General features: G+C 64.5%; 20 protein-coding genes and 1 riboswitch. Of the genes, 7 read left to right on the top strand and 13 right to left on the bottom strand.

Translation table 11 applies throughout. From position 1 onward, the window contains the following. Positions 1-963 carry a Bug family tripartite tricarboxylate transporter substrate binding protein gene (locus AC5I5I_RS14360; RefSeq protein WP_495974138.1) on the top strand — a complete coding sequence of 321 codons (963 nt, stop codon included), beginning with the start codon at positions 1-3 and terminating at the stop codon, positions 961-963. A 97-nt stretch (positions 964-1060) separates the two neighbouring features. Here the strand turns inward: AC5I5I_RS14360 and AC5I5I_RS14355 are convergent, their stop codons facing one another. From AC5I5I_RS14355 to AC5I5I_RS14315, 9 genes are all read right to left on the bottom strand, one after another. Continuing rightward, a complete protein-coding gene (locus tag AC5I5I_RS14355; RefSeq protein ID WP_495974136.1) occupies positions 1061-2680 on the bottom strand; it encodes an aldolase/citrate lyase family protein in 1620 nt (539 codons plus the stop codon). A gap of 151 nt (positions 2681-2831) precedes the next feature. After that, the gene (locus AC5I5I_RS14350; protein WP_495974134.1) at positions 2832-3563 is read right to left on the bottom strand and encodes an EthD family reductase; all 732 of its coding nucleotides are present in this window, start codon (positions 3561-3563) and stop codon (positions 2832-2834) included. A 163-nt stretch (positions 3564-3726) separates the two neighbouring features. Then, on the bottom strand, positions 3727-5328 hold the full coding sequence (locus tag AC5I5I_RS14345) for an ATP-dependent acyl-CoA ligase (RefSeq protein WP_495974132.1): 1602 nt from the start codon (positions 5326-5328) through the stop codon (positions 3727-3729). A 24-nt stretch (positions 5329-5352) separates the two neighbouring features. Further along, positions 5353-6480 (bottom strand): LLM class flavin-dependent oxidoreductase, encoded by a 1128-nt coding sequence (locus AC5I5I_RS14340; RefSeq protein WP_495974130.1) that lies wholly within the window; start codon positions 6478-6480, stop codon positions 5353-5355. 81 nt (positions 6481-6561) lie between these two features. Then, the gene (locus AC5I5I_RS14335) at positions 6562-7260 is read right to left on the bottom strand and encodes a GntR family transcriptional regulator (protein WP_495974128.1); all 699 of its coding nucleotides are present in this window, start codon (positions 7258-7260) and stop codon (positions 6562-6564) included. Beyond that, a complete protein-coding gene (locus AC5I5I_RS14330; protein ID WP_495974126.1) occupies positions 7257-9119 on the bottom strand; it encodes a dipeptide ABC transporter ATP-binding protein in 1863 nt (620 codons plus the stop codon). Before AC5I5I_RS14330 ends, AC5I5I_RS14335 begins: the two co-directional genes overlap by 4 nt. Then, on the bottom strand, positions 9119-10033 hold the full coding sequence (locus AC5I5I_RS14325; RefSeq protein ID WP_495974124.1) for an ABC transporter permease: 915 nt from the start codon (positions 10031-10033) through the stop codon (positions 9119-9121). Before AC5I5I_RS14325 ends, AC5I5I_RS14330 begins: the two co-directional genes overlap by 1 nt. Further along, positions 9999-11015 (bottom strand): ABC transporter permease, encoded by a 1017-nt coding sequence (locus tag AC5I5I_RS14320; protein ID WP_495974122.1) that lies wholly within the window; start codon positions 11013-11015, stop codon positions 9999-10001. Before AC5I5I_RS14320 ends, AC5I5I_RS14325 begins: the two co-directional genes overlap by 35 nt. A 205-nt stretch (positions 11016-11220) precedes the next feature. Then, positions 11221-12765 (bottom strand): ABC transporter substrate-binding protein, encoded by a 1545-nt coding sequence (locus AC5I5I_RS14315; RefSeq protein ID WP_495974120.1) that lies wholly within the window; start codon positions 12763-12765, stop codon positions 11221-11223. A gap of 425 nt (positions 12766-13190) precedes the next feature. On the opposite strand from AC5I5I_RS14315, the gene AC5I5I_RS14310 reads away from it, so the two are divergent. The 6 genes from AC5I5I_RS14310 to AC5I5I_RS14285 all read left to right on the top strand — a co-directional run bounded on the left by AC5I5I_RS14310 (position 13191) and on the right by AC5I5I_RS14285 (position 20409). Continuing rightward, the gene (locus AC5I5I_RS14310; RefSeq protein ID WP_495974118.1) at positions 13191-14141 is read left to right on the top strand and encodes an NADP-dependent oxidoreductase; all 951 of its coding nucleotides are present in this window, start codon (positions 13191-13193) and stop codon (positions 14139-14141) included. Continuing rightward, the gene (locus AC5I5I_RS14305) at positions 14138-15301 is read left to right on the top strand and encodes a thiolase family protein (RefSeq protein WP_495974116.1); all 1164 of its coding nucleotides are present in this window, start codon (positions 14138-14140) and stop codon (positions 15299-15301) included. Before AC5I5I_RS14310 ends, AC5I5I_RS14305 begins: the two co-directional genes overlap by 4 nt. A gap of 1 nt (position 15302) precedes the next feature. Further along, complete coding sequence (locus AC5I5I_RS14300) at positions 15303-16562, top strand: SDR family NAD(P)-dependent oxidoreductase (RefSeq protein ID WP_495974114.1); 1260 nt, start codon at positions 15303-15305, stop codon at positions 16560-16562. Then, positions 16559-17353: a cyclase family protein gene (locus AC5I5I_RS14295; protein WP_495974112.1), complete on the top strand. Its 795-nt coding sequence runs from the start codon at positions 16559-16561 to the stop codon at positions 17351-17353. Before AC5I5I_RS14300 ends, AC5I5I_RS14295 begins: the two co-directional genes overlap by 4 nt. 775 nt (positions 17354-18128) lie before the next feature. Next, complete coding sequence (locus AC5I5I_RS14290) at positions 18129-18983, top strand: fumarylacetoacetate hydrolase family protein (RefSeq protein WP_495974110.1); 855 nt, start codon at positions 18129-18131, stop codon at positions 18981-18983. A gap of 124 nt (positions 18984-19107) precedes the next feature. Continuing rightward, a complete protein-coding gene (locus tag AC5I5I_RS14285) occupies positions 19108-20409 on the top strand; it encodes a GNAT family N-acetyltransferase (protein WP_495974108.1) in 1302 nt (433 codons plus the stop codon). Here AC5I5I_RS14285 and AC5I5I_RS14280 read toward each other — a convergent pair. The 4 genes from AC5I5I_RS14280 to thiM all read right to left on the bottom strand — a co-directional run bounded on the left by AC5I5I_RS14280 (position 20334) and on the right by thiM (position 23664). Next, on the bottom strand, positions 20334-21401 hold the full coding sequence (locus AC5I5I_RS14280; protein ID WP_495974106.1) for a TRAP transporter substrate-binding protein: 1068 nt from the start codon (positions 21399-21401) through the stop codon (positions 20334-20336). The genes AC5I5I_RS14285 and AC5I5I_RS14280 overlap by 76 nt on opposite strands. Next, positions 21402-22214 carry a bifunctional hydroxymethylpyrimidine kinase/phosphomethylpyrimidine kinase gene (gene thiD, locus AC5I5I_RS14275; protein ID WP_495974104.1) on the bottom strand — a complete coding sequence of 271 codons (813 nt, stop codon included), beginning with the start codon at positions 22212-22214 and terminating at the stop codon, positions 21402-21404. After that, on the bottom strand, positions 22211-22873 hold the full coding sequence (gene thiE, locus AC5I5I_RS14270; RefSeq protein ID WP_495974102.1) for a thiamine phosphate synthase: 663 nt from the start codon (positions 22871-22873) through the stop codon (positions 22211-22213). Before thiE ends, thiD begins: the two co-directional genes overlap by 4 nt. After that, a complete protein-coding gene (thiM, locus tag AC5I5I_RS14265) occupies positions 22870-23664 on the bottom strand; it encodes a hydroxyethylthiazole kinase (protein ID WP_495974100.1) in 795 nt (264 codons plus the stop codon). Before thiM ends, thiE begins: the two co-directional genes overlap by 4 nt. Then, positions 23654-23766, bottom strand: a riboswitch (TPP riboswitch). (Overlaps the previous gene by 11 nt.) Positions 23767-23770: the final 4 nt, after the last annotated feature.

The following is a 23770-nucleotide window of genomic DNA, read 5'->3' as shown; positions in this document are numbered from 1 at the left end:
ATGATCCGCGGACTCGTTATCGGCCTTGCCACGCTGTCTCTGGTGGCGGGCGCACAGGCACAGACCTTCCCCTCCCGCACCGTGACCATCGTGTCGCCCTATCAGGCCGGCGGCACCAGCGACATCATCGCGCGCATCCTGGCGCAGAAGCTGTCGGAGCGGCTCGGCCAGAATGTCGTTATCGAAAACAGGCCCGGCGCCAACGGCACCATCGGCGTCAATCAGGTCGTGCGCGCCGACCCGGACGGGCATACGTTGCTGGCGGTCGCCTCCAGCGCGCTGACCCTCAATCCGATCTTCTACAAGTCGTTGAGCTATGACGTCGCGCGCGATCTGGCGCCGATCACGCGCACCGGTCAGGTGAGCAATGTGCTGGTGGTCAATCCTTCGGTGCCCGCGAAGGACCTCAAGGAACTGGTCGAAGTCGCCAAGCAGAAGCCGGGTGAATTGATTTACGCGTCGCAGGGCGTCGGATCCAATGGCCACCTGATCGCCGAACAATTCGCGCAGCGAGCCGGCATCGACTATCGGCATGTGCCCTACAAGGGCTCGGCACCCGCAGTGCAGGATCTGCTCGGTGGCCGCGTTCAACTCATGTTCGACAATCTGCCGTCCGCCCTGCCCCAGATTCAGTCCGGCAATCTGCGGGCGCTGGCCGTTACCACGGCCGAGCGTTCGTCGCTGCTGCCGGATGTCCCAACGATCGCGGAGATGGGTTATCCCGGCTTCGATGCACCGGCCTGGTTCGCAATTCTCACCGCGAAGACGGTACCGGCTCCAATCCGGGCCGAGCTGGAAAAGGCGATCGTCGAATCGCTCGGCGCTCCGGATGTCCGCGCCAAGCTGAACGCAGCCGGTGTCGAGGTCGCGGCGGACGGCGCGGCCAGCCTGAACGATCGCATCGCGCGCGAAACCGCGGTCTGGCGCGATGTCGTCAGCAAGGCCGGGATTGAATTGAAATAGTTCAGCCGTTCGTCCCCGCGAAAGCGGGGACCCAGAGCCGCGAAACACTGGATTCCCGCTTGCGCGGGAATGAACGGAGTGTGTGGCTGCTGTGATGCTACGCTGGCACCAGCGCCAGCACCCGCAGCGGGCTTCCCGATCCCTTCTCGATCTTCAGCGGCGCGGTGATCAGGATCGCGCCGGTTGGCGGAAGCTTGTCGAGATTGCACAGGCTCGCCAGCCCGAACTTGTTGGCGCCATGCATCAGGTGATGCGCCGGGAAGGCCGGCTCGAAGGCGAAGGCCTGGCCGGCATCGGTACCGACCGCTTCGACGCCCCAGCCATTGACGTTGCGCTGCTGCACCAGGAAGCGCACCGCGGCGGCGGACGGCCCCGGCACGTGCGGACCGTCTTCCTTCATGTTGAGGAATTTCGCCGGATCGCCCTCGCGCTTCGACCAGTCAGTGCGCATCAGCACCCAGGCGCCGTCGGGGATGCGGCCGTGCTTGGCTTCCCAGGCCTCGAGATGCGACGGCTCGACCAGGAATTTCTCGTCGGCCGCGGATTCCTTGCTGCAGTCGATCACCACGGCCGGCGCAATGAAGCGCTGCACGTTCACCGTGTCGGTATAGCCGTCGGGATAATGCTGTCCCGTCACCCAATGCGCCGGCGCATCGAAATGCGTGCCGGTATGCTCGCCGCAGGCGATGTTGTTCCAGTACCAGCCCGGACCGCGATCGTCGTAGCGCGAGATTTCCGAAATCCGAAACGGATCGGACGGCGCGAAGGGCGGCGGCAGCTGGATCACCGGGGTCGACGGCTTCAGCGTCTGGGTCAGGTCGACCACGCGGATGCTGCCATCGGCGATGAAAGAGGCGAATTTCAACAGAAGGTCGGACACGTTGTCATCCTCTTCGTTTTGCTCGTCGTTCCGGGCCAGATAGCCTACCGGCGCGGTCGAGTCCTTGGCAATCGATCCTGACGGCGCGCCCTTGCCGGTGAAGGTGTTCATGGCGCGTGTGAAGCCGCCCGCCACGATATCGATATCGTTGGCCACGACCACGATCGGATAGCCATCCTTGCGGCGCGCCATCGCGGCATCGACATTGAGGGTGAAGATGCCGCAGGCGACGCCGGCTGTCTTGCAGGCCTGCAGCACGGTGGCGCAAGCCTCGCCGTGCCGGGCATCGACATGCGGGAAGCCGCCGAGCGAGATTGCGAGGTCGCCGGTCCCGATCAGCACGAAGTCGACGCCAGGCGTATTGGCGATAGCCGCGGCATTTCGCACGCCGCGAACGGTCTCGATCATGACGCCGACCACGGTGCGGCGGATCGAGTCGAGATAATATTGTCCGAAATTGCGGCTCAGCGGGCGCACGCCACCGCCCGATCGCGTGCCCTCGGGCGGAAACCGCGCCGCTGCGACCGCGGCCGCGGCCTCTTCGTCGGTCTCGATCAGCGGCACGATCACGCCTTCGGCGCCGGCATCGAGCGCCTGGCCGATGGCGAGCGGCGAATTCTCCGCGACCCGCACCAGCACCGGTGCCGTGCTCGCCACCACGCCAACCGATTGCTCGAGGGATGCGCGGTCCCACAGCCCGTGCTGGGCATCGATCACGACCGCATCCGGCTTCGCCTGCGACGCAAGTTCCAGGACGGTGGATGAGCCAAGCGTCATCCAGAATAACCCGATCGGCTCACGCTGCCCGATCCGGTGACGCAACGGACTGCCAGACATCCTCAACTCCAACTCAAGGGCGCCCGCATCAGCGGTGCGCCCTCTCCACTCTGTTCGCGCCTGCTCTTCTTATTCTTGCAGTGTACCCATTTGAGCCCGCAGATGTTCATTTTGTATTGCAGCCATCAGCGCCACAAAGCCTTAAGGTTAATCACGCCCTGTAACGCTCGCCGCGGACCGACACGGTGCGGAACGGATAATGCGCCGCGGCGCCTTCGAATTCGGGAAAGTTGTGAAAGTCCTTGCGCAATGCTGCGCGCACGGGGCTCGCCATGGCCGCGTTCATCGCTTCGGCGTTGTCCCAGGCGGTCTTGTTCCGCTGCATGCTCCGGCGCACCCCGAACGGCAACGCGGAAATGACGGTGGCCGGCGTGTAGATCTCGATCTTGCGGATACCGGGAAATTTCGCCAGCAGCGGCGGATGCCCGGAGACATAGAAAAGATGCCACGCATTCTCATCCTTCGCCGGACCCGCATATTCGACCATGTAGCTCAGGAGTTCGCGCGATGCTCCGTCAGCAGGCTCCGCCACCGGATAGCGGCGCGTCAGCATCGCGTGATGGCTGGCGACCGTGCCGTGCAGGCTCGGCAGCATATCGTCATGCGCCAGCGCCTGCAGATAACCGTGCGGCCGCAGCGCCTGTTCGAGATCGGCGATCTCGGCGAATTCGAGTTGCAGGATCAACGTCGGAGATGCGTGTAGATCGGCCGCATAATGCGGATCATGCGCCGCGACGGGCGTCATGATGTGTCCTTCGATCAGACGAGGAACACCGCGGATCAGCGCGACCAGACCCTGGTGGTCGTGTTCGTCGAGGACGGGCTTGGCGCCGTCCTTCGTTCCGGCGCCCGCGTCCCATTGGCAGAACCAGGATATGGCCATGAACAATTCCCATGTTTGGACCCGTCACCCTGAGGTGGCCGCGCCTGCGCGGCCCTCGAAGGGCGACGGCCGACTTTGGCCGTCCATCCTTCGAGGCTCGGCGCTTTGCGCCTCGCACCTCAGGGCGACGGATCAGACACCGCCGCCAATCAACGCCACGCCATCACCGCTTCAACTTGATCCCTGCCGCCTCGCGATCCCACGTTACCGGGGATCGGCCCTGTTCACGCAGCTTGAATTTCTGCACCTTGCCGCTTTCGGTGCGCGGCAGTTCTGAGACGAAGTCCACGAAGCGCGGGATCGCGAAATACGACAGCCGGCCCTCGCAGAACCTGATCAGTTCGGCGCCGTCGAGCGTGGCGCCGTCCTTCACCACCACCGTGGTCATCACCTCGTCTTCGGCGAGATCGGACGGCACCGGAAACACCGCCGCGATCTCGACGGCGGGATGCGACATGATCACCCGCTCGACCTCGAACGAGGAGATGTTCTCGCCGCGGCGGCGGATCGAATCCTTCATCCGGTCGATGAATTTGTAATAGCCCTCTGCGTCGCGCACCACGCGATCGCCGGTATGCAGCCACAGATTGCGCCAGGCCTCGACGGTCTTGTCCGCCATGCCGATATAGCCGGTCGCCATTGCAAACGGTTCGTCGGCGCGCAGCAGCAATTCGCCGGGCGTGCCGTCCGGCACTTCGTTGTCGTCCTCGTCGGCAACGCGGGCCTGAAAGCCGTCGAACAGCTTGCCCATCCATCCCGGCCGCCGCGTATCGATCATGGTGCCGATCGTCGCGTTGCTTTCAGTCGCGCCATAGGCATCGAGCAGATAGATGCCGGTGCGCTCGGTAAACACCTCGTGCAGATGCGCCGGCACGCCGGGCGCAAGCGCCACGCGCACCTTGTGCTGCTTTTCCTCGGGACACGGCGGACGCGACAGCAGCATCGGCACCATGGCGCCCAGCACATACGTCACCGTCGCGCCTGACGACACCAGCGCGGGCCAGAAGTTGGATGCGGAAAAGCGCTTCTCCGCAATCAGCGTGCAGCCATTCAGCAGCGCCTGGAAGAAGGCGGCCATTGCGTTGACATGGAATAACGGCAGCGTGGTGTGCAGCACGTCGCCGTCGCGCAGGGCGAGCTGACGCAGCACGTTGAAGCCCCACCAGAAGAATTGCGCATGCGGACAGCAGACGCCCTTCGATGGTCCCGTCGTACCCGACGTGAACAGGATGGTGAGCAGCTCATGTGGCTTGAGATCGGCGGGCGCCGCCGGAGCGCCGCGGGCGGGCAGTCCGGCAATCGGGACATGCTGATGTCGGTCGGGCGTATCGCCGTCGGGATCGATCACCCAGATCGCCTCGACCTGCAGCGCCGGGAAGTTCACGAATTCCAGCGCCGGCAGCAATTCGCGCTCCAGCACCAGCAGCCGGGCACCCGATGTCTTCAGCATGTGTTCGAGTTGCGGGCCCCGCGCGGCGACATTGATCGGCACCGAGATCGCGCCGATCCAGCCGAGACCGAGAAACAGATCGAGGAATTCGGGCCGGTTGCCGCACAGGATGGCGACGCGATCGCCCTTACCAATGCCGGCTGCAGTAAAGCGGCCACCGCTCTGAGCCGCGACGTCGACCGTGTCGGCATAGCTCCAGCGCGCGTCGCCGCAGACGAAGAGCGGGCGCTCGCCATAGCGCTCGGCCTGCCGCCGCAACATGACGGGAAGCGTACGCTCGGTTGGAACGAATTGCGCGCGCGGATCGGCGCTCATATCGGCACTCTCATGACCGCGCGGTCATTTCTTCAACCCTGCCTCTTTCAACAGCGGCATCACCGACTCGCAGAAATACGGCAACTCGTTCCTGTAATTCACGAACGACAAGGCCGCGCCGTTGAAGCCCGCGCCTGCGAATTTTGCAAGTTCGGCGGCGACCACCTCCGGCGTGCCGACCAGCGGATAGCTGCCGGTCCCGGCCGAGAACCGCTGTTTGTATTGCTTGAACGCCTCGTCCTCATGGCTGTGGCTGAAGTTTTTCTTCTGCCGCATGTGATAATCGACGGCTTCCTCGTCGATATGCTGGCGCGAATAATAATCATAGTAATCCTCGGCTTCTGCCTGCGTCGGCCGGCACACCACATGGCCGATGGTGAACACGCCGATGTCGCGGTTGAACTTCGCTGCGCGCCCCTTGATGTCGGCGATGTGCCCCTTGCCGACCTCGATATCGGTGAAGCTCGTGAACAGGTGATCGCAATTTTCCGCCGCGAAGTCGCGGCCGGGCGGACCGAACGCCGCATTCATGGTCACGGGCCGCGGCTTCTGAACCGAGGCCGGCCGGCTCACCGCATTCTTCAACTGATAATACTTGCCGTTGAAGTCGATCGGCGTGTCGCTGTTATAGGTCTGGACGATGATGTCGAGCCACTCCTTGGCCTGCACATAGGCATCCGGCACCAGCGTCACCCCGAACATGTCGAACTCGTCGGGATTCCACCCGCACACGATGTTGAGCCCGGCGCGTCCGTGGCTGATGTGATCGACCGTCGCCAGTGCCTTGGCCGCATAAAGCGGATGCAGGAGCGGCACATGCACGGTCATGAACAGCGCGATGCGCTCGGTGATCGCGGCAAGTCCGGCCGCCCAGGTGAAGGTCTCGAACGACCATTCCCGCACATTGGTCGAGCCGCCATAGCCGCGCCAGCGCGCGATCGGCAGGAAGAAATCGAGCCCGCCGCGGTCGGCGATGCGGCAGGCCTCGGCGATGTCGTCCCACTCCGCCTTCCAGGCTTCCGGGACGGTGGAGAAGGTCAGACCGCGGTCGGCATTGGACGAAAACACCCCCAGCTTGAAACCATTCTGCGCCGGGTCCGACATCGGGTTGGCGACCTGCGTGGGATTGACGGCCAGCATCAGAGGCTCCATCTCAAAACAGTATACTGTATCCAGATTACCGCCCGTGGCCGCCCTGTCAACAATGGCCAGCGCCACCCGGCAGCCAGCCCGTCAGCGCGTGTCCTCGGAATAGGTCCGATAGGCCAGCACCGCCGCATCGACATGATCGTGAAACAGCGCCGCGGTCCTTTTCGCGTCGCCGGCCCGAAACGCATCGTGGATCTGGCGCAGCCGGGCCAGCACGTCGTCTCGCACCGCACGCTGCGACAACGTCACCAGACGGATGATCTGTACGTGATCGAAATAGCGCGCCAGCGCCGCGATCAATTGCTTGTTCGGCACCTGCGCCATCCAGGCTTCGCGGAACGCCGCATTGGCGACGACGAAGGCGGTGAAATCATTGGCCTCGCTGGCCGAGATGCCGGCCTGAATCGCGGCCTCCATGATCTGCAGCGCGGACTCCGTCATCTTCCCGGCCGCGATCTCCGCCGCCGCCGGCTCGAGCAGGCGCCTGATCTCGAAAATATCGGCGATCTCCTGATCGCTGTAGCGCCGCAGCATGAAGCCGCGGGTCGTGCTTTCCAGCGCGCCGTCATGCACGAGCTGCATCAGCGCCTCGCGCACCGGCATGCGCGACACGCCGAATTCGCTGGCGATGTCCACATCCACCAGCCGGTCGTCGAAAGTCAGTTGCCCGGTGCGGATGCGCTCGCGCAAATGGTCGTAGATTTGCTCGCGCAGGCTGATGGTCTTCACAACCTTCAGCGGCAGCTTCTCATGGGCCTTCGGCCTGGTCGATCGATCGCTCATCGGGGCACACTCATCGTGGACTCGGCAACGGAAACCGGCGGCCAGGGCCGGTCGGCATTGTCCGGCGGCACTGCAGCCAGCAGCGCCTTGGTATAGGGATGTTGCGGATTCGAGAATACGGTTTCGGTTTCGCCCTCTTCGACAATCTCGCCGGCATGCATCATCAGGATGCGCGAACACAGATAGCGCACCACCGCAAGATCATGGCTGATGAAGACGATCGTCAGCCGGTGTTTCCGGTTGAGATCGAGCAGGCAGTTCAGGATATGCGCCTGCACCGACACATCGAGACCGGACACGATCTCGTCGGCCACGATCAGTCTCGGCTTGGCGCCGAGCGCGCGGCCGATATTCACCCGCTGCCGCTGGCCGCCGGATAATTGCGACGGGAACCGCTCGAGACAATCCGGCGGCAGGCCGGTATCGCGCAGCAGGGCTTCCGCCGCCGGCCGCCGCTGCGCTTCCGGCTGATAGCTCTCGCCCACTTCCAGCGCCTGGGTCAGAAGCCGCATCACGCTGCGGCGCGGATTGAGCGCCGATTGCGGGTCCTGGAAAATCAGCTGGGTGTCGCGATGCGACAGATGCACCGCGCCGGTCGCGCGCTCCGCGCCGTCGATGCGGATCGTGCCCGCGCTCGGCTTTTCGAGCCCGACGATCAGCCGACCGACCGAGGTCTTGCCGCTGCCGCTCTCGCCGACAATGCCGAGGATCTCGCCCTCGCGCACCGAGAAGGTCGCTGACTTCACCGCATCGAAGCGCGAGCGGTGCAGCCCGAGAAAGCCGCGCGAGGCGTGATAGCTGAGCCGCACCTTGTCGAACGCGACCGCGGGCGGCGCGTCCGTCAAACCGGCAGGAAGCGCAATCGGCTCGCCCAGATCGGCGGCGCCGACCTGTTCGCAGCGCTCCGCGCAGCGCACCCAATGGCCTTCGCCGACCGAACGCGGCGGCAGACGCGTGCTCATGCAGGCCGGATCCTTGACCGCGCAACGCGGCGAAAACCGGCAGCCGGCGAGCCCGGCAAAGCTCGCCAGTCCCGGCATGTGATCGGACAAAGCGGGCAGCACGCGGCGGATGCCGGTCAGTTCCGGGATCGCCGCCAGCAGGCTCTTGGTATAGGGATGCGACGGCGCCTTCAGCACGGCCGCGGCCGGTCCGTATTCCACCATGTCGCCGGCATACATCACGCCAACATTGCGGCAGACATGGCCGGCAAGCCGCAGGTCATGGGTGATGAACAGCAGCGCGGTGCCATGCAGCCGCTGTTGCTCGGCGATCAGCCGGACGATATGCGCCTGCGTCATCACGTCGAGCGCGGTGGTCGGCTCGTCGGCAACCACAAGCGAGGGCTCGCCCGCGAAGGCCATTGCGATCAGCACGCGCTGGCACTGGCCGCCCGACAATTCATGCGGAAAGCGCAGCAGCGCTTCCTCGGCATTGCGAAGCTGCACCTGCTGCAGCCGCTCGATCATCAGCGCGCGATGCCGCGCGCGCTCGATACCGATGTGGCGCAAATGTTCGGAAAATTGCGAGCCGATGGTCCGCACCGGATTGAGCGCGCTCAACGGTTCCTGCGGGATGAAGGCAATGCGGCGGCCAAGCAGCGCGCGCCGCTGCGCTTTCGGCAGCGCGAGCAGGTCCGCGCCGTCGAACGTCACCCGCCCCGCCGTGACCGAAAAATTCTCCGGCAACAACCCCGAGATCACCCGGCCGATCATGCTCTTGCCGGCGCCGGATTCGCCGACCAGCCCGGCGATATCGCCCGGCCCGAGCGCGAACGAAATATCGCGCAGCACGTCGACAGAGCGGCCGCCCATGCGGGCGGTCACGGTCACGTTGTCGAAGGACAGGACGTTTGCCATCAGAAGTTCCGCCGCCGCAGCCGTGGGTCGAGCGTGACCCGCAGGCCTTCGCCCAGCAGGTTGAACCCGAGCACGGTGATGAACATCGCCATGACCGGCAGGATGATGCCCCATGGCGCCTGGTACATGTAGTTGCGCGCCTGCGCGATCATCTGCCCCCAGGCCGGCACGTCGGCCGGCACGCTCAGGCCGACGAAGCTCAGGATCGCCTCGACGATAATGCCGATACCGACCTGCAGCGTGAACAGCGTGATGACCAGCGGCGCCACGCTCGGCAGGATCTCGCGCAGGATGATGCGCAGGTTGCCGAAGCCGAGCAGCTTCGCTGCCGACACGAAATCCTTGCGCGCGACCACCATCACTTCCGAGCGCACCACCCGGCAGAACCGCGTCCAGTCCACCAGCACGATGGCGAGAATGACGTTGCCAACACCGGTGCCGAAACCGACCATCAGCGTCACCGACAGCACCACCGGCGGCAGCGACATCCACAGATCGACGAAATGGCTGATGACGCGGTCGATCCAGCCGCCGAAATAGCCCGCCAGCAAAGCAAGGGTGGTGCCGAGCAACGCTGCGCCGATGGCGGCGACGAAGCCGACGAACAGCGCCACCCGCGCGCCATAGATCATCTGCGACAGGATGCAGCGTCCGAGACTGTCGGTGCCGAACGGATAATCGACGCTGCCCCCCTCCGCCCACATCGGCGGCAGCAGCATGTTGAGCAGATCCTGGTTGGCCGGATCGTTCGGCGCGATCTGCGGCGCGAACACCGCGCAGATCACCATCGCAATGACGATCGCGCCGCCGATGACCACGCGCGGCGAGCGGATCGCCTGGCGCATGGCTTCGGCCGCGGCCGAAGGCGGGCGCGACGCTTCAAGCGCGCCGGAGCTTGGGATTGAGGACGACATAGAGAATGTCCACGACGGTGTTGATCGCAAGCGTTGTGATGCAGAAGACAAGGGCAATGCCCTGGATCAGCGGCAGGTCATGATTGCGCACGGCCTGCACCATCAGATTGCCGATGCCGGGATAGGAGAAAATCGTCTCGACCAGCAATGTGCCGCCGAACAGAAAGCCGAATTGAGCGCCGATCAGCGTGATAGTCGGCAGCGCCGAATTGCGCAGCATATGCGCGAGGATGATCTGGCGCTCGTTCAGCCCGCGCTGACGCGCAACGGTGACATAGTGATCCTCGGAGGCCTCCAGAAGCGAGGAGCGCAGGACCCGGATCACCAGCGGCGAGAAGCCGAGCGCCAGCGCCATCGCCGGCAGGATCAGGTGCGACAGCGCATTCTGCCAATAGCCCCATTGCAGGGTGACGAGATAGTCGATCAGCAGGAATCCACTGCCGTCCGGAATGACGATTCCCGGATCGACCCGGCCGGAAAACGGCAGCCAGCCCAGCATCACGCCGAAGCCGAGCAGCAGAAAAATCGCCCAGAGGAAGGACGGGATCGACAGCATGCAGACGACCAGCACATCGAGAATATTCTCGATCACGGTGCCGCGCGTGCCGTACAGCAGCAATCCGCCCGGAATGCTGATCACCAGCGCAAAAGCCAGGCCGACAAATGACAATTCCAGCGTCGCCGGCAGCGAATTGGCCAGAAGCCGCGTCACCGGTTCGCGGAAGGCGATCGAATTGCCGAGATTTCCGCTCAGCGCATCCCGCAGCCAGATCAGATATTGCACGACGATCGAACGATCGAGGCCGAGCGCCTTGCGCACCACTTCGGCATCGGCCTGGGTGGCGTTCGGCGGCAACAGCAAGGCCAGCGGATCGGCCGGCAGCGCGCGCAGCACGAAGAACACCACGATCGACAGCAGCAGCACGGTCGGAACCGCACCCACCAACCGCCTGGCCGCGACATTGATCAGAGACTTGAACATCAGCCTGTCGTCCCCGCGCAGGCGGGGACCCATAGCCACCAGGCTCTCGTCGTGCCCCTATCCATCCCGTGTTAAGACTGCCCCGCGCGTCGTATCGATACAGCACGGTGTATGGGTCCCCGCCTGCGCGGGGACGACACCGGGTGTTACCCAAGCCACCGCCTTTCAACAGGCGGTGGCAGCGATTGCATGCGTCTGTCGGCTACTACGCCGTCCGCTTGGCTTCCGCCGGCAGGACATAGAGCTGCGAATAGCTCGGGATCGAGACGGTCTTCTTGGTGACCATGTTCGCAACCGGCTGCAGCAACGGAATGCTCCAGGAATTTTCCGATGCGTCCTTGTTCAGCGCGCGATAGCCCGCAAGCCGCTCCTCGCCGAGCTTCATGGCGAACAGCTTTGCGATCCGCTCGCCGTTGGCCGGCTCCTTCCACGCCGAGAACCGCAGCGCCGGATTGAGGATGCGGCCGGAATAGTTTTCCGGATCGCCGGTCGCATTGGCCCAGCTATACAGCATGACGCCGGGCAGCTTGGCAGCGTGGTTGAGCTCGAGATATTTCGCGACCGTCATTTCCTCGAGCTTCACGTCGACGCCGATCTGGCGCCACATCTGGGCGATCGCCTGGGCGATTTCGTAATCGTTCGGGAAGGTGCCGTTGGTGGTGCAGAACGTCATCTGCAGCGGCTTGGCCTTGCTGAAGCCGGCCTTTTCCAGCGTCTCGGCTGCCTTCTTGCGGTCGAACGGGAAGGTATAGCCCGGCACGTCGCCGGACGAGCCCGGTGTCGCCAGCACCTGCAAGGGCTTTGCGAGATTGTTGAAGAACGCCTTGGCCAGCGCGGCCTTGTCGATCGCCATATGCAGGGCGGTGCGCACGTCCTTGTTCTGATAGGTGTCCACATAGCTCGGGATCTGCAGCATGTACATCTCGGCCTGCGGGAACATGTCGACCTTGAGCTGCGGGTTCTTTTCCAGTCGCACCGCTTCGCGGAACGGCAACTGGACGGCGATGTCAACGCGGCCGCCTTCGATCGCGGCAACGCGGGTGGACGCTTCCGGCAGCACCTGGAAGGTCACGCTCTTGATCGCGGGAACGCCGCCCCAGTACTTGTCGAACGCTTCCATCACCATGCGCGAACCGCGCTGATAATCGACCAGCTTGTAGGGTCCGGCGCCGATCGGCTTGGCGAGGAAGCCTTCGTCGCCGACCTTCTCGTGATAGGCCTTCGGCAGGATGTAGACCGTCAGGAAGCCGAGATAGAATTCGGCAGATGGAGACGGCTTGGAATAGACCAGCACCGCCTGCGTCGGCGAGATGATCTCGACATCCTTCAGGTCCTGCAGCAGGCCCGCGACCGCGAGCTTCTTGTCCTTTTGCGGACGGGTGACCCAGCTATACTTGACGTCTTCGGTGGTGAGCTTTGAGCCGTCATGGAAGAAGATATCGTCGCGCAGCGTGATCTCGAGCCGCGTCGAGTTGTCGTCGAGCCATTTCCGCGAGGCGATCTGGCGCGGCTGCAGCTTCTGGTCCGACGAATAGGTCAGCGGCGAATCGTAAACGCATTTGAAGATCGACTGCCCGACGGGGAACGTCACCGCGGTGGGATCCCAGCTCTGCACGTCGGCCATGAAGGCGATGTTCAGCGGGGTGTCGGCGGATTGCGCGCCGGCGAGATGCGGAAGAAAGGTGGTGGCCGGAAGGCCCAGCATCAGCGATACAAATTCGCGTTTGGTCAGTTCAATCTTTACGCTCATCGTGGTCCCCTGTTCGTTCTGTGGTCACGTCTTGGCCGGCTCGTTGAGAAGCTTGGCCGGCAGATTGATCCGTTAAATGTTGGGCCGGCAAGTTACGGCTTGGCAATCCGTCGCGCGCTTGCGAGCGGTCAAGGCATTGCATTCGCCCTGCCCGTCGCATGGACAAATGCGCGGTCGCGCATTTCGGCATGACCGAAAACCGGTCATTGGCCGATCGCCGCGCCGGCACCACGCTTCGCCATATCCCGCATCGAAGGCTCCGCCGTTAACCGCAAGCGTCGAAGTCCGGCGAACATCCGGGCTTGCTGGAAATAGTATACTGTATGTTATTGTTCGCAGGTCAAGCGTCGCATATGGGCAGACGCACCGGTCGGGCACACTTAAAATAGGCACCTGCAACAGCAGGAACCTAAAGCAGGAATCTCATGCGCGCGATTGAATTTGACACCTATGGCGGCCCCGAAGTCCTGCAATTGCGCGAGATTTCGCCACCCGCGCTGGCCGACGGCGCGGTCCTGATCGACGTTCATGCGGTCAGCGTCAATCCGATCGACTGGAAAATCCGCTCCGGCCGCATGGCCGGCGGCGCGCCGCTGGCAGCGGCGATGATCACCGGGCGCGACGGCTCAGGTGTCGTCACCACGACCGGGGCCGGCATCGATCCCTCGCTCGCCGGACGCCGGGTCGCATTTCTCGCCCCGCGCGGCGTCGGCACCTGGGCCGACCAGATCGTCATGCCGTACGCGAATTTTGCCGTCATCCCCGATGGTGTGTCGTCAACCGACGCGGCCGCGATGCCGCTCACCGGCACCAGCGCCTTCATCCCGCTGGTCGATATCGCCAAGGTCGGACCCGGCATGCGGGTGCTGATCCATGCCGGCGCCGGCGGCGTCGGCTCGCTCGGCATCCAGATCGCAAAGGCGCGCGGTGCGCATGTGATCGCGACCTGCTCGGCGCGCAATGTCGATTTCGTCAAGTCGCTCGGCGCCGATGAAGTCATCGCCTATGACCGCACCCCGTTCGAGAGCGCGGTGCGCGATGTCGATATGGTGTTCGACACCATGGGCGGCGACGTCCACGACAAGTCCTATGCGGTGCTGAAGCGCGGCGGCCAAATGGTCTGCCTGATGGCGGAGCCCTTCACCGAACGCTCGGCGGAATTCGGCGTGACGGTGACGCAGGCGCCGGTGCTGCCGCGCAAGGACATCCTCGAAGCGCTGCTGAAAATGATGGCCGACGGATCGCTGCGCGTTCCGATCGAGGCGACGCTGCCGCTGTCCGAGTTTCGCCGCGCGCACGAACTCTCGCAAACCGGCCGCACCCGCGGCAAGGTCGTGCTCGAACTGCGCAAGGCCGACGGATCGCTCGCCGCATGACCGCAGCCGCCTATCAGGGCGTGGTGATCGCGGCTCCGGTCAGTCTTCCGTATGTGCGTTATTCCAGCAAGGATGCGCACTGGTTTCTGGCGCGCGCGCTGTCGGGATTGCTGAAAGCCTCCGGCCTCAAGAAGGACGACCTCGACGGCCTCGGCGTCTCGAGCTTCACGCTGTTTCCCGACACCGCGGTCGGACTGACGCAGCATCTCGGGCTCTCGCCGCGCTGGCTCGACCACCTGCCCTATGGCGGCGCCAGCGGGGTGATCGCGCTGCGACGGGCAGCACGCGCGGTGCAATCCGGCGACGCCAGCGTGGTCGCGTGCGTCGCCGGCGACACCAACCATGTCGATTCCTTCCGCGCCAATCTCGCCAATTTCTCCCGCTTCGCCCGCGACGCGGTCTATCCGTTCGGCTCCGGCGGGCCTAATGCGAGTTTCGCGTTTCTGACCTCGCATTACATGCAGTCGACCGGCGCCACGGCGGAAGATTTCGGCAAGCTCTGTGTCGCGCAGCGCGACAATGCGCTTCGGTTTCCCTCCACCCTGTTCAAGCGCCCCCTCACCCTCGACGAATATCTCGATGCCCGGCCGATCGCCGATCCGCTGAAGCTGTTCGATTGCGTGATGCCCTGCGCCGGCGCCGAAGGATTCCTCGTCATGCGCGAGGATCGCGCGAAACAGCTCTGCATCCCCTATGCCCGCATCCTCGGCACCATCGAACGGCATAACGCGTTCGCCGCCGACCCGATCCAGTTTCGCGGCGGCTGGGCGGTCGATCAGGATCATCTCTATGCGCAGGCCGGCTTCGGCCCGCCGGATATCGACGTGCTGGAAGTCTACGACGATTATCCGGTGATCAACTGCCTGCAATTTGAAGGGCTCGGCTTCTGCCGCGAAGGCGACGCGCCGGCCTTCATCCGCAACAACACATTCACCATCGACGGCTCGCAGCCGTTCAACACCTCGGGCGGCCAGCTCTCGGTCGGACAGGCCGGCGCCGCCGGCGGCTTCCTCGGCCTCGTTCAGGCGTTGCGGCAGGTCACCGGTCAGGCGCTGAAGACGCAGGTCGAGAATGCGCGCCATGCGCTGGTCAGCGGCTTCGGCATGATCAACTACGATCGCGGCATCTGCACCGGCGCCGCCATCCTCGGGCGGGCGTGACATGACCGACACACTGAAACGCCCCGCCCCGCGCAACCCGATCCTGGCGCTGAAACTGCCGACCCTGCCGCCTGCAACGCGCAGCCGGGCGGCGCTACGCATGACCGCCGCGGTCGCGGAAGGCCGCTTCGACTTGCAGACCTGCCACGATTGCGGACAGGTGCAATATCCGCCGCGCGATGCCTGCGCGAATTGCCTCTCCGTGCGGCTGGAATGGAAACCGGTCTCCGCGCGCGGCGACCTGATTTCCGAAACGCTGCTGCATCACTCCAACGAACTTTATTACCGCGCGCTCGTGCCGCTGCGGCTCGGCCTCGTCCGTCTTGAGGAAAACATCACCGTGCTCGCGCATCTGCATGGCGATTGCCCGACGGCGCAGGCGAACCAGCCGACACCGGTGCGCGTGCGCGCGCATCTCGACAAGGCCGGTCAGGCGACGCTGATCGCGATTCCCGCAACCGACACGCCGAACATGGCCGACGACAGGATGCTGCGTGAGATGACCGCCGATCCGACCTACAGGAAAGTCCTCGTCACCGACGCCAAGAGCGCGACCGGCCAGGCGCTGGTGAAAGCCTTCGTCGAGGCCAAGGCCGACATCGTCTGGGCCGGCGTGGCCGAACCATGGAAGATGCCACCCGGCTTCGACGCGATTGCGAAACTCCCGCAAGTCACAATCGTGCCGCTCGACCTCACCGATACCCGCTCGGTCGCGGAGCTTGCCGGTTCGATCGGTGGCAAGGTCGATATCGTCGTCAGCAATGCGGATTTCCATCGCAGCCATGGCATCGGCGACCGCCGCGGCGTCGAATCCGCACGCGCCGAGATGGACGTGAATTATTTCGGCCTGCTGCGCCTGGCGCAAAGCTTCGGCCCGGCCCTGCGCGCGCGTGCGGCGGAGGGAAGCGTGCCCGCCGCCGCATGGGTCAACATCCTCTCGATCTACGCGCTCTCGGCGCTGCCCGGTCAGGGCACCTTCTCGGCATCGCAGGCCGCCGCCTTCTCGCTGTCGCAGACCTTGCGTGCCGAGATGCGGGCCGCCGGCATCCGCGTGGTCAACGTCTTCCCCGGCCCCGTCGACGACGAATGGACGCAACTGATCCCGCCGCCGAAGCTCGCGCCCGCCGCGCTCGCCAGGGCCGTGGTGAAGGCATTGCAGGACGGCGTCGAGGATATCTATCCGGGCGACGTGGCGCAGGACCTGTTCGCCAAGTGGCAGGAAAGCGCCAAGGTGCTCGAGCGCGAAATGTGGGATCAATGAGCGCCGACACGCCCGCCCAGGTCCTCGCGAAGATGACCGAGGCGCTGGCCGCGCATCGCTTGCGCGTGATCGACCTCACGCAGACGCTGTCGCCACGCTTTCCGCAGATCGTGCTGCCGCCGGAATTCGATCAATGCGCGCCGTTCCGGATGGAGGAGATTTCGCGCTACGACGATCGCGGCCCCGGCTGGTACTGGAACAACATCTCGTTCGGCGAACATACCGGCACGCATTTCGATGCGCCGGTGCACTGGATCACCGGCCGCGATCTGCCCGATGCGACGACGGACTCGCTCCCCGTCCGCTCATTCGTCGCGCCCGCCTGCGTGGTGGATTGCTCGGCCCAAGCCGCGCGCGATCCGGATTTCCTGCTCACCGTCGACCGCCTGCGCGCATGGGAATTGCAGCACGGCCGCATTCCCGAAGGCGCGTGGCTGTTGATGCGCACCGACTGGTCGAAGCGCAGCGATCCGGTCGCCTATCAGAATTTCGATGCGGCCGGCCAGCATACGCCGGGGCCCGATGTCGCGGCGGTGGAATTCCTGGTGCATGAGCGCGGTGTGCTCGGCTTCGGCTCGGAGACCATCGGCACCGATGCCGGACAGGCCGCGCATTTCCGCCCGCCCTATCCGTGCCATGCCATCATGCACGGCAACGGCAAGCTCGGCCTGCAATGCCTGTGCAATCTCGACCTGCTGCCGCCGACCGGCGCGATCATCATCGCCGCGCCGCTGAAGATCCTGCACGGAAGTGGAAGTCCGGTGCGGGCCGTGGCGGTGGTGGCGGGGTGAATGGCGCTGCGTAATCGGCAGACCTGTAGGATGGGTTGAGCGCAGCGAAACCCATCGCAAAGCACACTTCGGCGCTCGCCTCCGGCGTCCCCGCGAAGGCTGTGACCCAGAGTCCAGAGTGGTGGTTATGGTTCGCAATTCCGCGGGGACGAACGGGTGGATAGAGATCAGCAAACCTTTCTCTTGACTTTTCGGGCCAATAGGAATATAGTCTTTATATTCCGTCCCGAGCAAGGGGCGTTTCATGAGCGTCGCGAGACGCGGGGCGGGATGCGGTGGCCGTTGTGGGTGCTGAGACGCAGCATCGCAGCGGAGGCCCAAGCTGCGATGATCCGGCTCACCGGCCGTGGGTCACCAGCGGAGGATACCAAGAAAGTCCGCCCGGCAATGCCGGTCAACGGTGTCTGTCCTCCGGGGTTGTCGCAGAGCAAGCCTATAAACACCGCGCGCGGAACGCCGGATTCCTTTCGGCGGTCCGTGGTGACTACCTGCTCATGCGCTTTACACTCAGCGCATGGGGCCATGGGCTTGGCTGAGAGCCCGGCGTTCCGCGCGCCCTTGCATCGTGCGAGGGAGGGAATGCGAGATGGGACGACGGGCGCGCCCGCGCCGGCCAAAGAACAGGGACGGCGAAGCCTTGCCTTCTTTCCGGCAGCCACCTTGCCCTCGCCTGCCCATCGCCGCATAGTCCGCGCCGTCCGCGCGGAGCCTGCAAGAGCGGACACCGGTTATGCACCCGGCCCCGCGCATCCAACCAAGTCTCCCAGGGGGAAACATGAAGCTTGTGCGTTATGGCCCGGCGGGCCGCGAGAAGCCCGGCATTGTCGATTCCGAAGGAAAGATCCGCGACCTGTCGCGCATCGTCGATGACATTGATGGCGCGATGCTCGCATCTGGCGGGCTGGCCGAGATCAAGAAGGCGAATATCAACCGGCTGAAAGTGGTGCCGGGCAAGCCCAGGCTCGGCGCCTGCGTCGGCAATGTGCGCAACTTCATCGCCATCGGCCTGAATTATTCCGATCACGCCGCCGAGGCCGGCATGCCGATCCCGAAGGAGCCGATCATCTTCAACAAGGCGCCGACCTCGATCTGCGGACCGAACGACAACACCATCATCCCTAAGGATTCGACGAAGCTCGATTACGAGGTCGAGCTCGGCATCGTCATCGGCAAGCGCGCGCGCTATCTCGACCGCTCCAAGGCGATGAGCGCGGTGGCGGGCTATTTCACATCCAATGACGTGTCGGAGCGCTCTTTCCAGATCGACCGATCGGGCGGGCAATGGAACAAGGGCAAGGGCTGCGAGACGTTCGGCCCGATCGGCCCGTGGTTTGTCACCAAGGACGAGATCAAGGATCCGCAAAATCTTGATATGTGGCTCGACGTCAACGGCGAGCGGCGCCAGACCGGCAACACCAAGACCATGATTTTCGGGGTCGAACACCTGGTCTGGTATTGCTCGCAGTTCTTCGTGATGGAGCCAGGCGACATCATCGTCACCGGCACGCCGCCGGGCGTGGGCCTCGGCATCAAGCCGGCGCCGAAATTCCTGCAGGCGGGCGACGTCGTCACGCTCGGCATCCAGGGGCTCGGCGAACAGAAGCAGAAGATCGTCGAGCTGAAGAAATAGGCGGTTGCGGGACGATCCGTTTCGGGACACCGGTCGCGGCGACGCGACCGGTGTTCCTGTACGGACCGGAACCAACGCGGGACATTGGGCTTGGTGCGAGGGGGGCGGCCTCTTCGGAACAATCATGCCCAAATTGAAGCTTATTCCACCGACCGGTTCCGTCTCCACGGCACCGGATCGCAGCTTTCAGGTCGTCACGCGATCCGCGCTGGCGCGCGAACCGTACTGGACGCGGGCCTTCGCGCATCAGCGCAAGGATCACCGGTTCTACGAGTTGATCGACCGGACATTGTGTCCGGATTTCGATTACCGCTATCTCGTATGCCGTGACGAGACCGGCCGGGCTCAAGCGATCCAGCCGCTGTTTCTGCTCGATCAGGACCTGCTCGCCGGCGTGCCGGCGCTATCGCGCGCCGCGGATCGGTTGGTGCGGTCATGGTGGCCGAAATTTCTGCGATTGCGCACGCTGATGGTGGGATGCTCGGCCGGCGAAGGGCATCTCGATATCGGCACAAGCCGATCCAACGGCGGGCCGGCGGGGTTCGCCGAGGCGTTGCGCGCCTACGCGGTCGAGGCCGGCGCCAGCCTGATCGTGATGAAGGAATTTCCGGCCGAGTATCGCGACGATCTCGATGGCCTGCTGGACCACGGCTACACGCGGATCCCGAGCTTCCCCATGGCCGCGCTGGACCTGCGCTATGCCGATTTCGAAGATTATCTGCGGCGCGGAGTGAGTTCGAAAATCCGGTCGGAGCTACGCCGCAAATTCCGCGCCGCCGACAAGGCCGCCCCGATCGAGATGAGCGTCACGCGCGATGTCACGCCGATCATCGACGAGGTTTATCCGCTCTATCTGCAGGTCTTCGAGAAATCGCCGCTGCATTTCGAGAAGCTGACGAAAGCATTTCTGTGCGACCTCGGACGCGCGATGCCCGACAAGGCGCGCTTCTTTGTGTGGCGGCAGTCGGGCAAGCCGATCGCATTCAGCGTGTCGATGGTGCACGGCGACACCATCTACAATGAGTATCTTGGCCTCGATTACACGGTCGCTCACAAGCTGCATCTGTATTATTACGCCTTCCGCGACATCGCCTCATGGGGCATCGCCAACGGCTACAAGCGCTGGGTCAGCACCGGGCTGAGCTACGAACCCAAGCTTCAGCTGCGGTTCAAGCTGGTGCCGCTGGATCTATACGTGCGACATACATCGGCGGCGCTCAACGTCCTGCTGGGCTGGCTGCTTCCGGTGATCGAGCCGACCAGACACGACAAGACGCTGCGCAGGTTTGCGAATTATTCCGAAATGTGGCCGGCGCGGACGCCGAAACCCGAGACTCAGACGCCGGCGGATCAGCCGCGCGCCTCGAGTACCGCCCGCAGCGAAATATTGGACCAGGCGCTGACCCGTTCGCGGAAGGCGAGATAGGAGTCGTGCACCTTGCGTGATGTCGCACTCCTGCTGGCAAGATCGGCCAGCACATCGGCCGATTCCTTCGACGCCGCCGCGACAAGGTCGGAGGGAAACGTCATCAGCTTCACATTGTGCTTCGTCACCAGCGCATTGAGCGCTTCAATGTTCAGCCGCTCCATCTCCGACAGCGCGAACGCGGCCTCGGCCGCACAGGCATGGGAAACGATCGCCCTCAGGTCAGGCTCGAGCGCGTTCCAGGCTTTCTGCGACACGACGCATTCGCCGGTGCCGTTCGGCTTGTTGAAGCCCGGCGCGTAATACATCGGCGCCACCCGATAGAGGCCGAGTGCGATGTCGGAGCCGGGGCCGACGAACTCCGCCGCGTCGAGCACGCCGGATTGCAGGCTGGTCAGGATCTCCGCCGGCGGCGTGGTTTGCGCGACCGCGCCCAGCCGGCGGTAGACCTCGCCGCCGAGACCGAGCGAGCGGATCTTGACGCCGCGAATATCCTCGCGGCTTTTGATCTCGCGGCGAAACCAGCCGCCCATGCAGACGCCGGTATTGCCGGCCATGAACGGCTTCACGCCGAACGGCGCGTAGAGTTCGTCCCACAATGCCTGTCCGCCTCCGGCATCGACCCAGGCGACATGCTCGTTCGGGGTCAGCCCGAACGGCACGGTGGTGTAGAACACCGCGGCCGGCTCCTTGCCCTGCCAGAAGAAGGACGCCGTGTGCCCCATCTCGGCGACACCGCCACCGACTGCGTCCAGTACTTCGAAAGCCGGCACCACCTCGCCTGCGGCCGAGACCGAAATCTCCAGACGTCCGCCCGACAGCGCCTTGATCCGCTCGGCCACGCGTTCGGCCGACATGCCGGGTCCGGGCAACCGCTTCGGCCACGAGGTGACCATGCGCCAGCGCCTGGTTTGCGCGCGCGCCACATTGGGCGCCGCCACGACCGTCGTGAGCGCTGCCGCCCCGACCAGATTGCGTCGCGTAATGCTCATTCAGTCCTTCCCTTCGCCCCACCATTGGTGGAAGTGATGCACCGGACCGTGTCCCTGACCGATCTTGAGTTGATCCGATGCCTTGATCGCGGCGGTGACATAGGCCTTGGCTTCACGCACTGCTTCGGCCAACGACAGTCCCTTCGCTAGCCCGGCAGCAATCGCGGACGACAGCGTACAGCCGGTGCCGTGGGTGTTGTCCGTAGCGATCCGCTCGGCAGCGAGGCGCGCGACCGAGTTCGGTTCGATCAACAGATCGACGCTTTCGCCGCCGGACCCATGACCGCCCTTCATCAGCACGGCTTTGGCACCGAGTGCGAGCAGCTTCTCGCCCTGCTCCTGCATTTCGCCTTCGGTCCGCGCCATCGCCGTCTCGAGCAAGGCCGCCGCCTCCGGAAGATTGGGCGTGATCACCATCGCCTTCGGGATCAAGACCCTGCGTAATACGTCGACTGCTTCCGGCAACAGCAGCCGGTCACCCGAAGCGGCGACCATCACCGGATCGAGGACAATCTTATCCAGCTTGTATTGATCCAGCCCGTCGGCTACCGCCGCGATCACATCCGGATGCGACAGCATCCCTATCTTGACGGCGTCGACGGCAAGATCAGAAAACACGGCGTCGATCTGCGCGGTGACGAAGGCCGGCGGAATATCGTGAATGCCGGTGACGCCCCGGGTGTTCTGCGCGGTCAATGCCGCAATCACCGACGCCCCGTAGACTCCAAGCGCGGAGAACGTCTTCAGGTCAGCCTGAATGCCGGCACCACCGCCGGAATCGGACCCTGCGATGGTGACTGCAATCGCTGTCATGCGGCACCCCGCAGGCGCAGCCCCTCATCGACGATCCCGCGCAACTGTGCCGCGGCCTTTGCCGGGTCGGGTGCCAACGACAAGGCGGAGATCACCGCGATCCCGTCAGCCCCGGACGCGATCACATCGGCCGCATTGGTGTCATCGATCCCGGCAATGGCACCGACCGGCATGTTCGGCGCACGCGAACGCAATTGCGCCGCGAGAGCCGCGAAGCCCTCTGGCCGCACCGGCGGCTCCTTGTTGTCCTTGGAGGATGTCTCGAACACGCCGCCGATACACACATAGTCGAGCAGTTCGAGTGGCGCCGCGTCGATCTGCGCACGGGTCTTGATCGAGAGACCGATAATGGCCTCGCGCCCGAGCAGACGCCGTGCATCGGCGACCGGCATGTCGTCCCAGCCGACATGCACGCCATCGGCGCCCGCTGCCAGCGCGACGTCGACCCGGTCGTTGATCAGTAGCGGCACGAAGGAGCCGGCAAGCGCGGACTTGATCGCGCGCGCCTCTTCGATCATGCGCTTCGTCGAACCGGTCTTGTCACGCAACTGGACAAGCGTTGCGCCGCCCTCGACCAGCATGCGCGACAACGCGCCCAGTTCGTGTCCGCCGCTGCGGTCGGGATCGACCAGTGCGTAAAGACGAAGATCGACACTCATGATGAAACCTTTGCACGCGCAAGAATTGTCGCGGGATCGAGGTTGAACAGCGCGTCAAGGATATGAACGCCGAAGGTACCCGGTCCGTTCGCGGTCTCGCCGGCGATATCTCCGGCGATCCCGAACATCAGGAGCGCTCCGCCAACCGCCATCAGCTGATCGGGCTGGACTGCAAGAGCAGCCGCCACCACCGCCGATTCCGCGCACCCCATCGCAGTGACCCTCGCCATCAGCGGATGGCCGTTGGCGATCCGGAACGTCCGCCTGCCATCGGTCACAAGGTCGGTCTCTCCGGTGATGGCAACGATCGTCTGCTGCTCCTTCGCAAACGCCTGCGGCGCGCCGTCGCCAGACAGGGCGGCAAACTCCGCAGCATTCATGCGTATCGCCGACGGGCGATGCGACAGCAACCCGCGTGCATAGGCGGCACGTGGCGGCGAACGATCGATCAAGACCGGATCGAGCACGAATGGCTTGGCCGCTGCCCGGATCTCGACAATCGCCAGGTCCGCCGCGGCTCTGCGTTCCGCATCGAATGTTCCAAGATTCACAAGCAGCGCATCCGCACGCGATGCAAACGCAGCGACTTCCGCGCGCGCGATGGTCATGGATGGCACCGCCCCCGCTGCGAGCAGCAGGTTGGCCGTGAAGTTCTGCGCCACCGCATTGGTAATGCAATGCACACGCGGCTGGCGCAGGCGCAGGCGTTCGATCAGGTCGGCAGCATGGTGGGCAAGGTGTTCGACGCCGGCAGAGCCAACACTGTCAGGGCCGCCCTCGGGGGCACGCATATCTCACTCCCTCCGCCGGCATGACCCGGATCAGGTTCAATGGGTTGGCGTAGCCGCCTCTCAGCGCGACGGACGATCCGTCGGGCACCCCATGAGATTGCTGATT

The sequence above is a fragment of the Pseudorhodoplanes sp. genome, from assembly GCF_059499825.1.
Note: the sequence above shows the minus strand (reverse complement) of the source record. Positions and strands in the feature narration are given on the sequence as shown.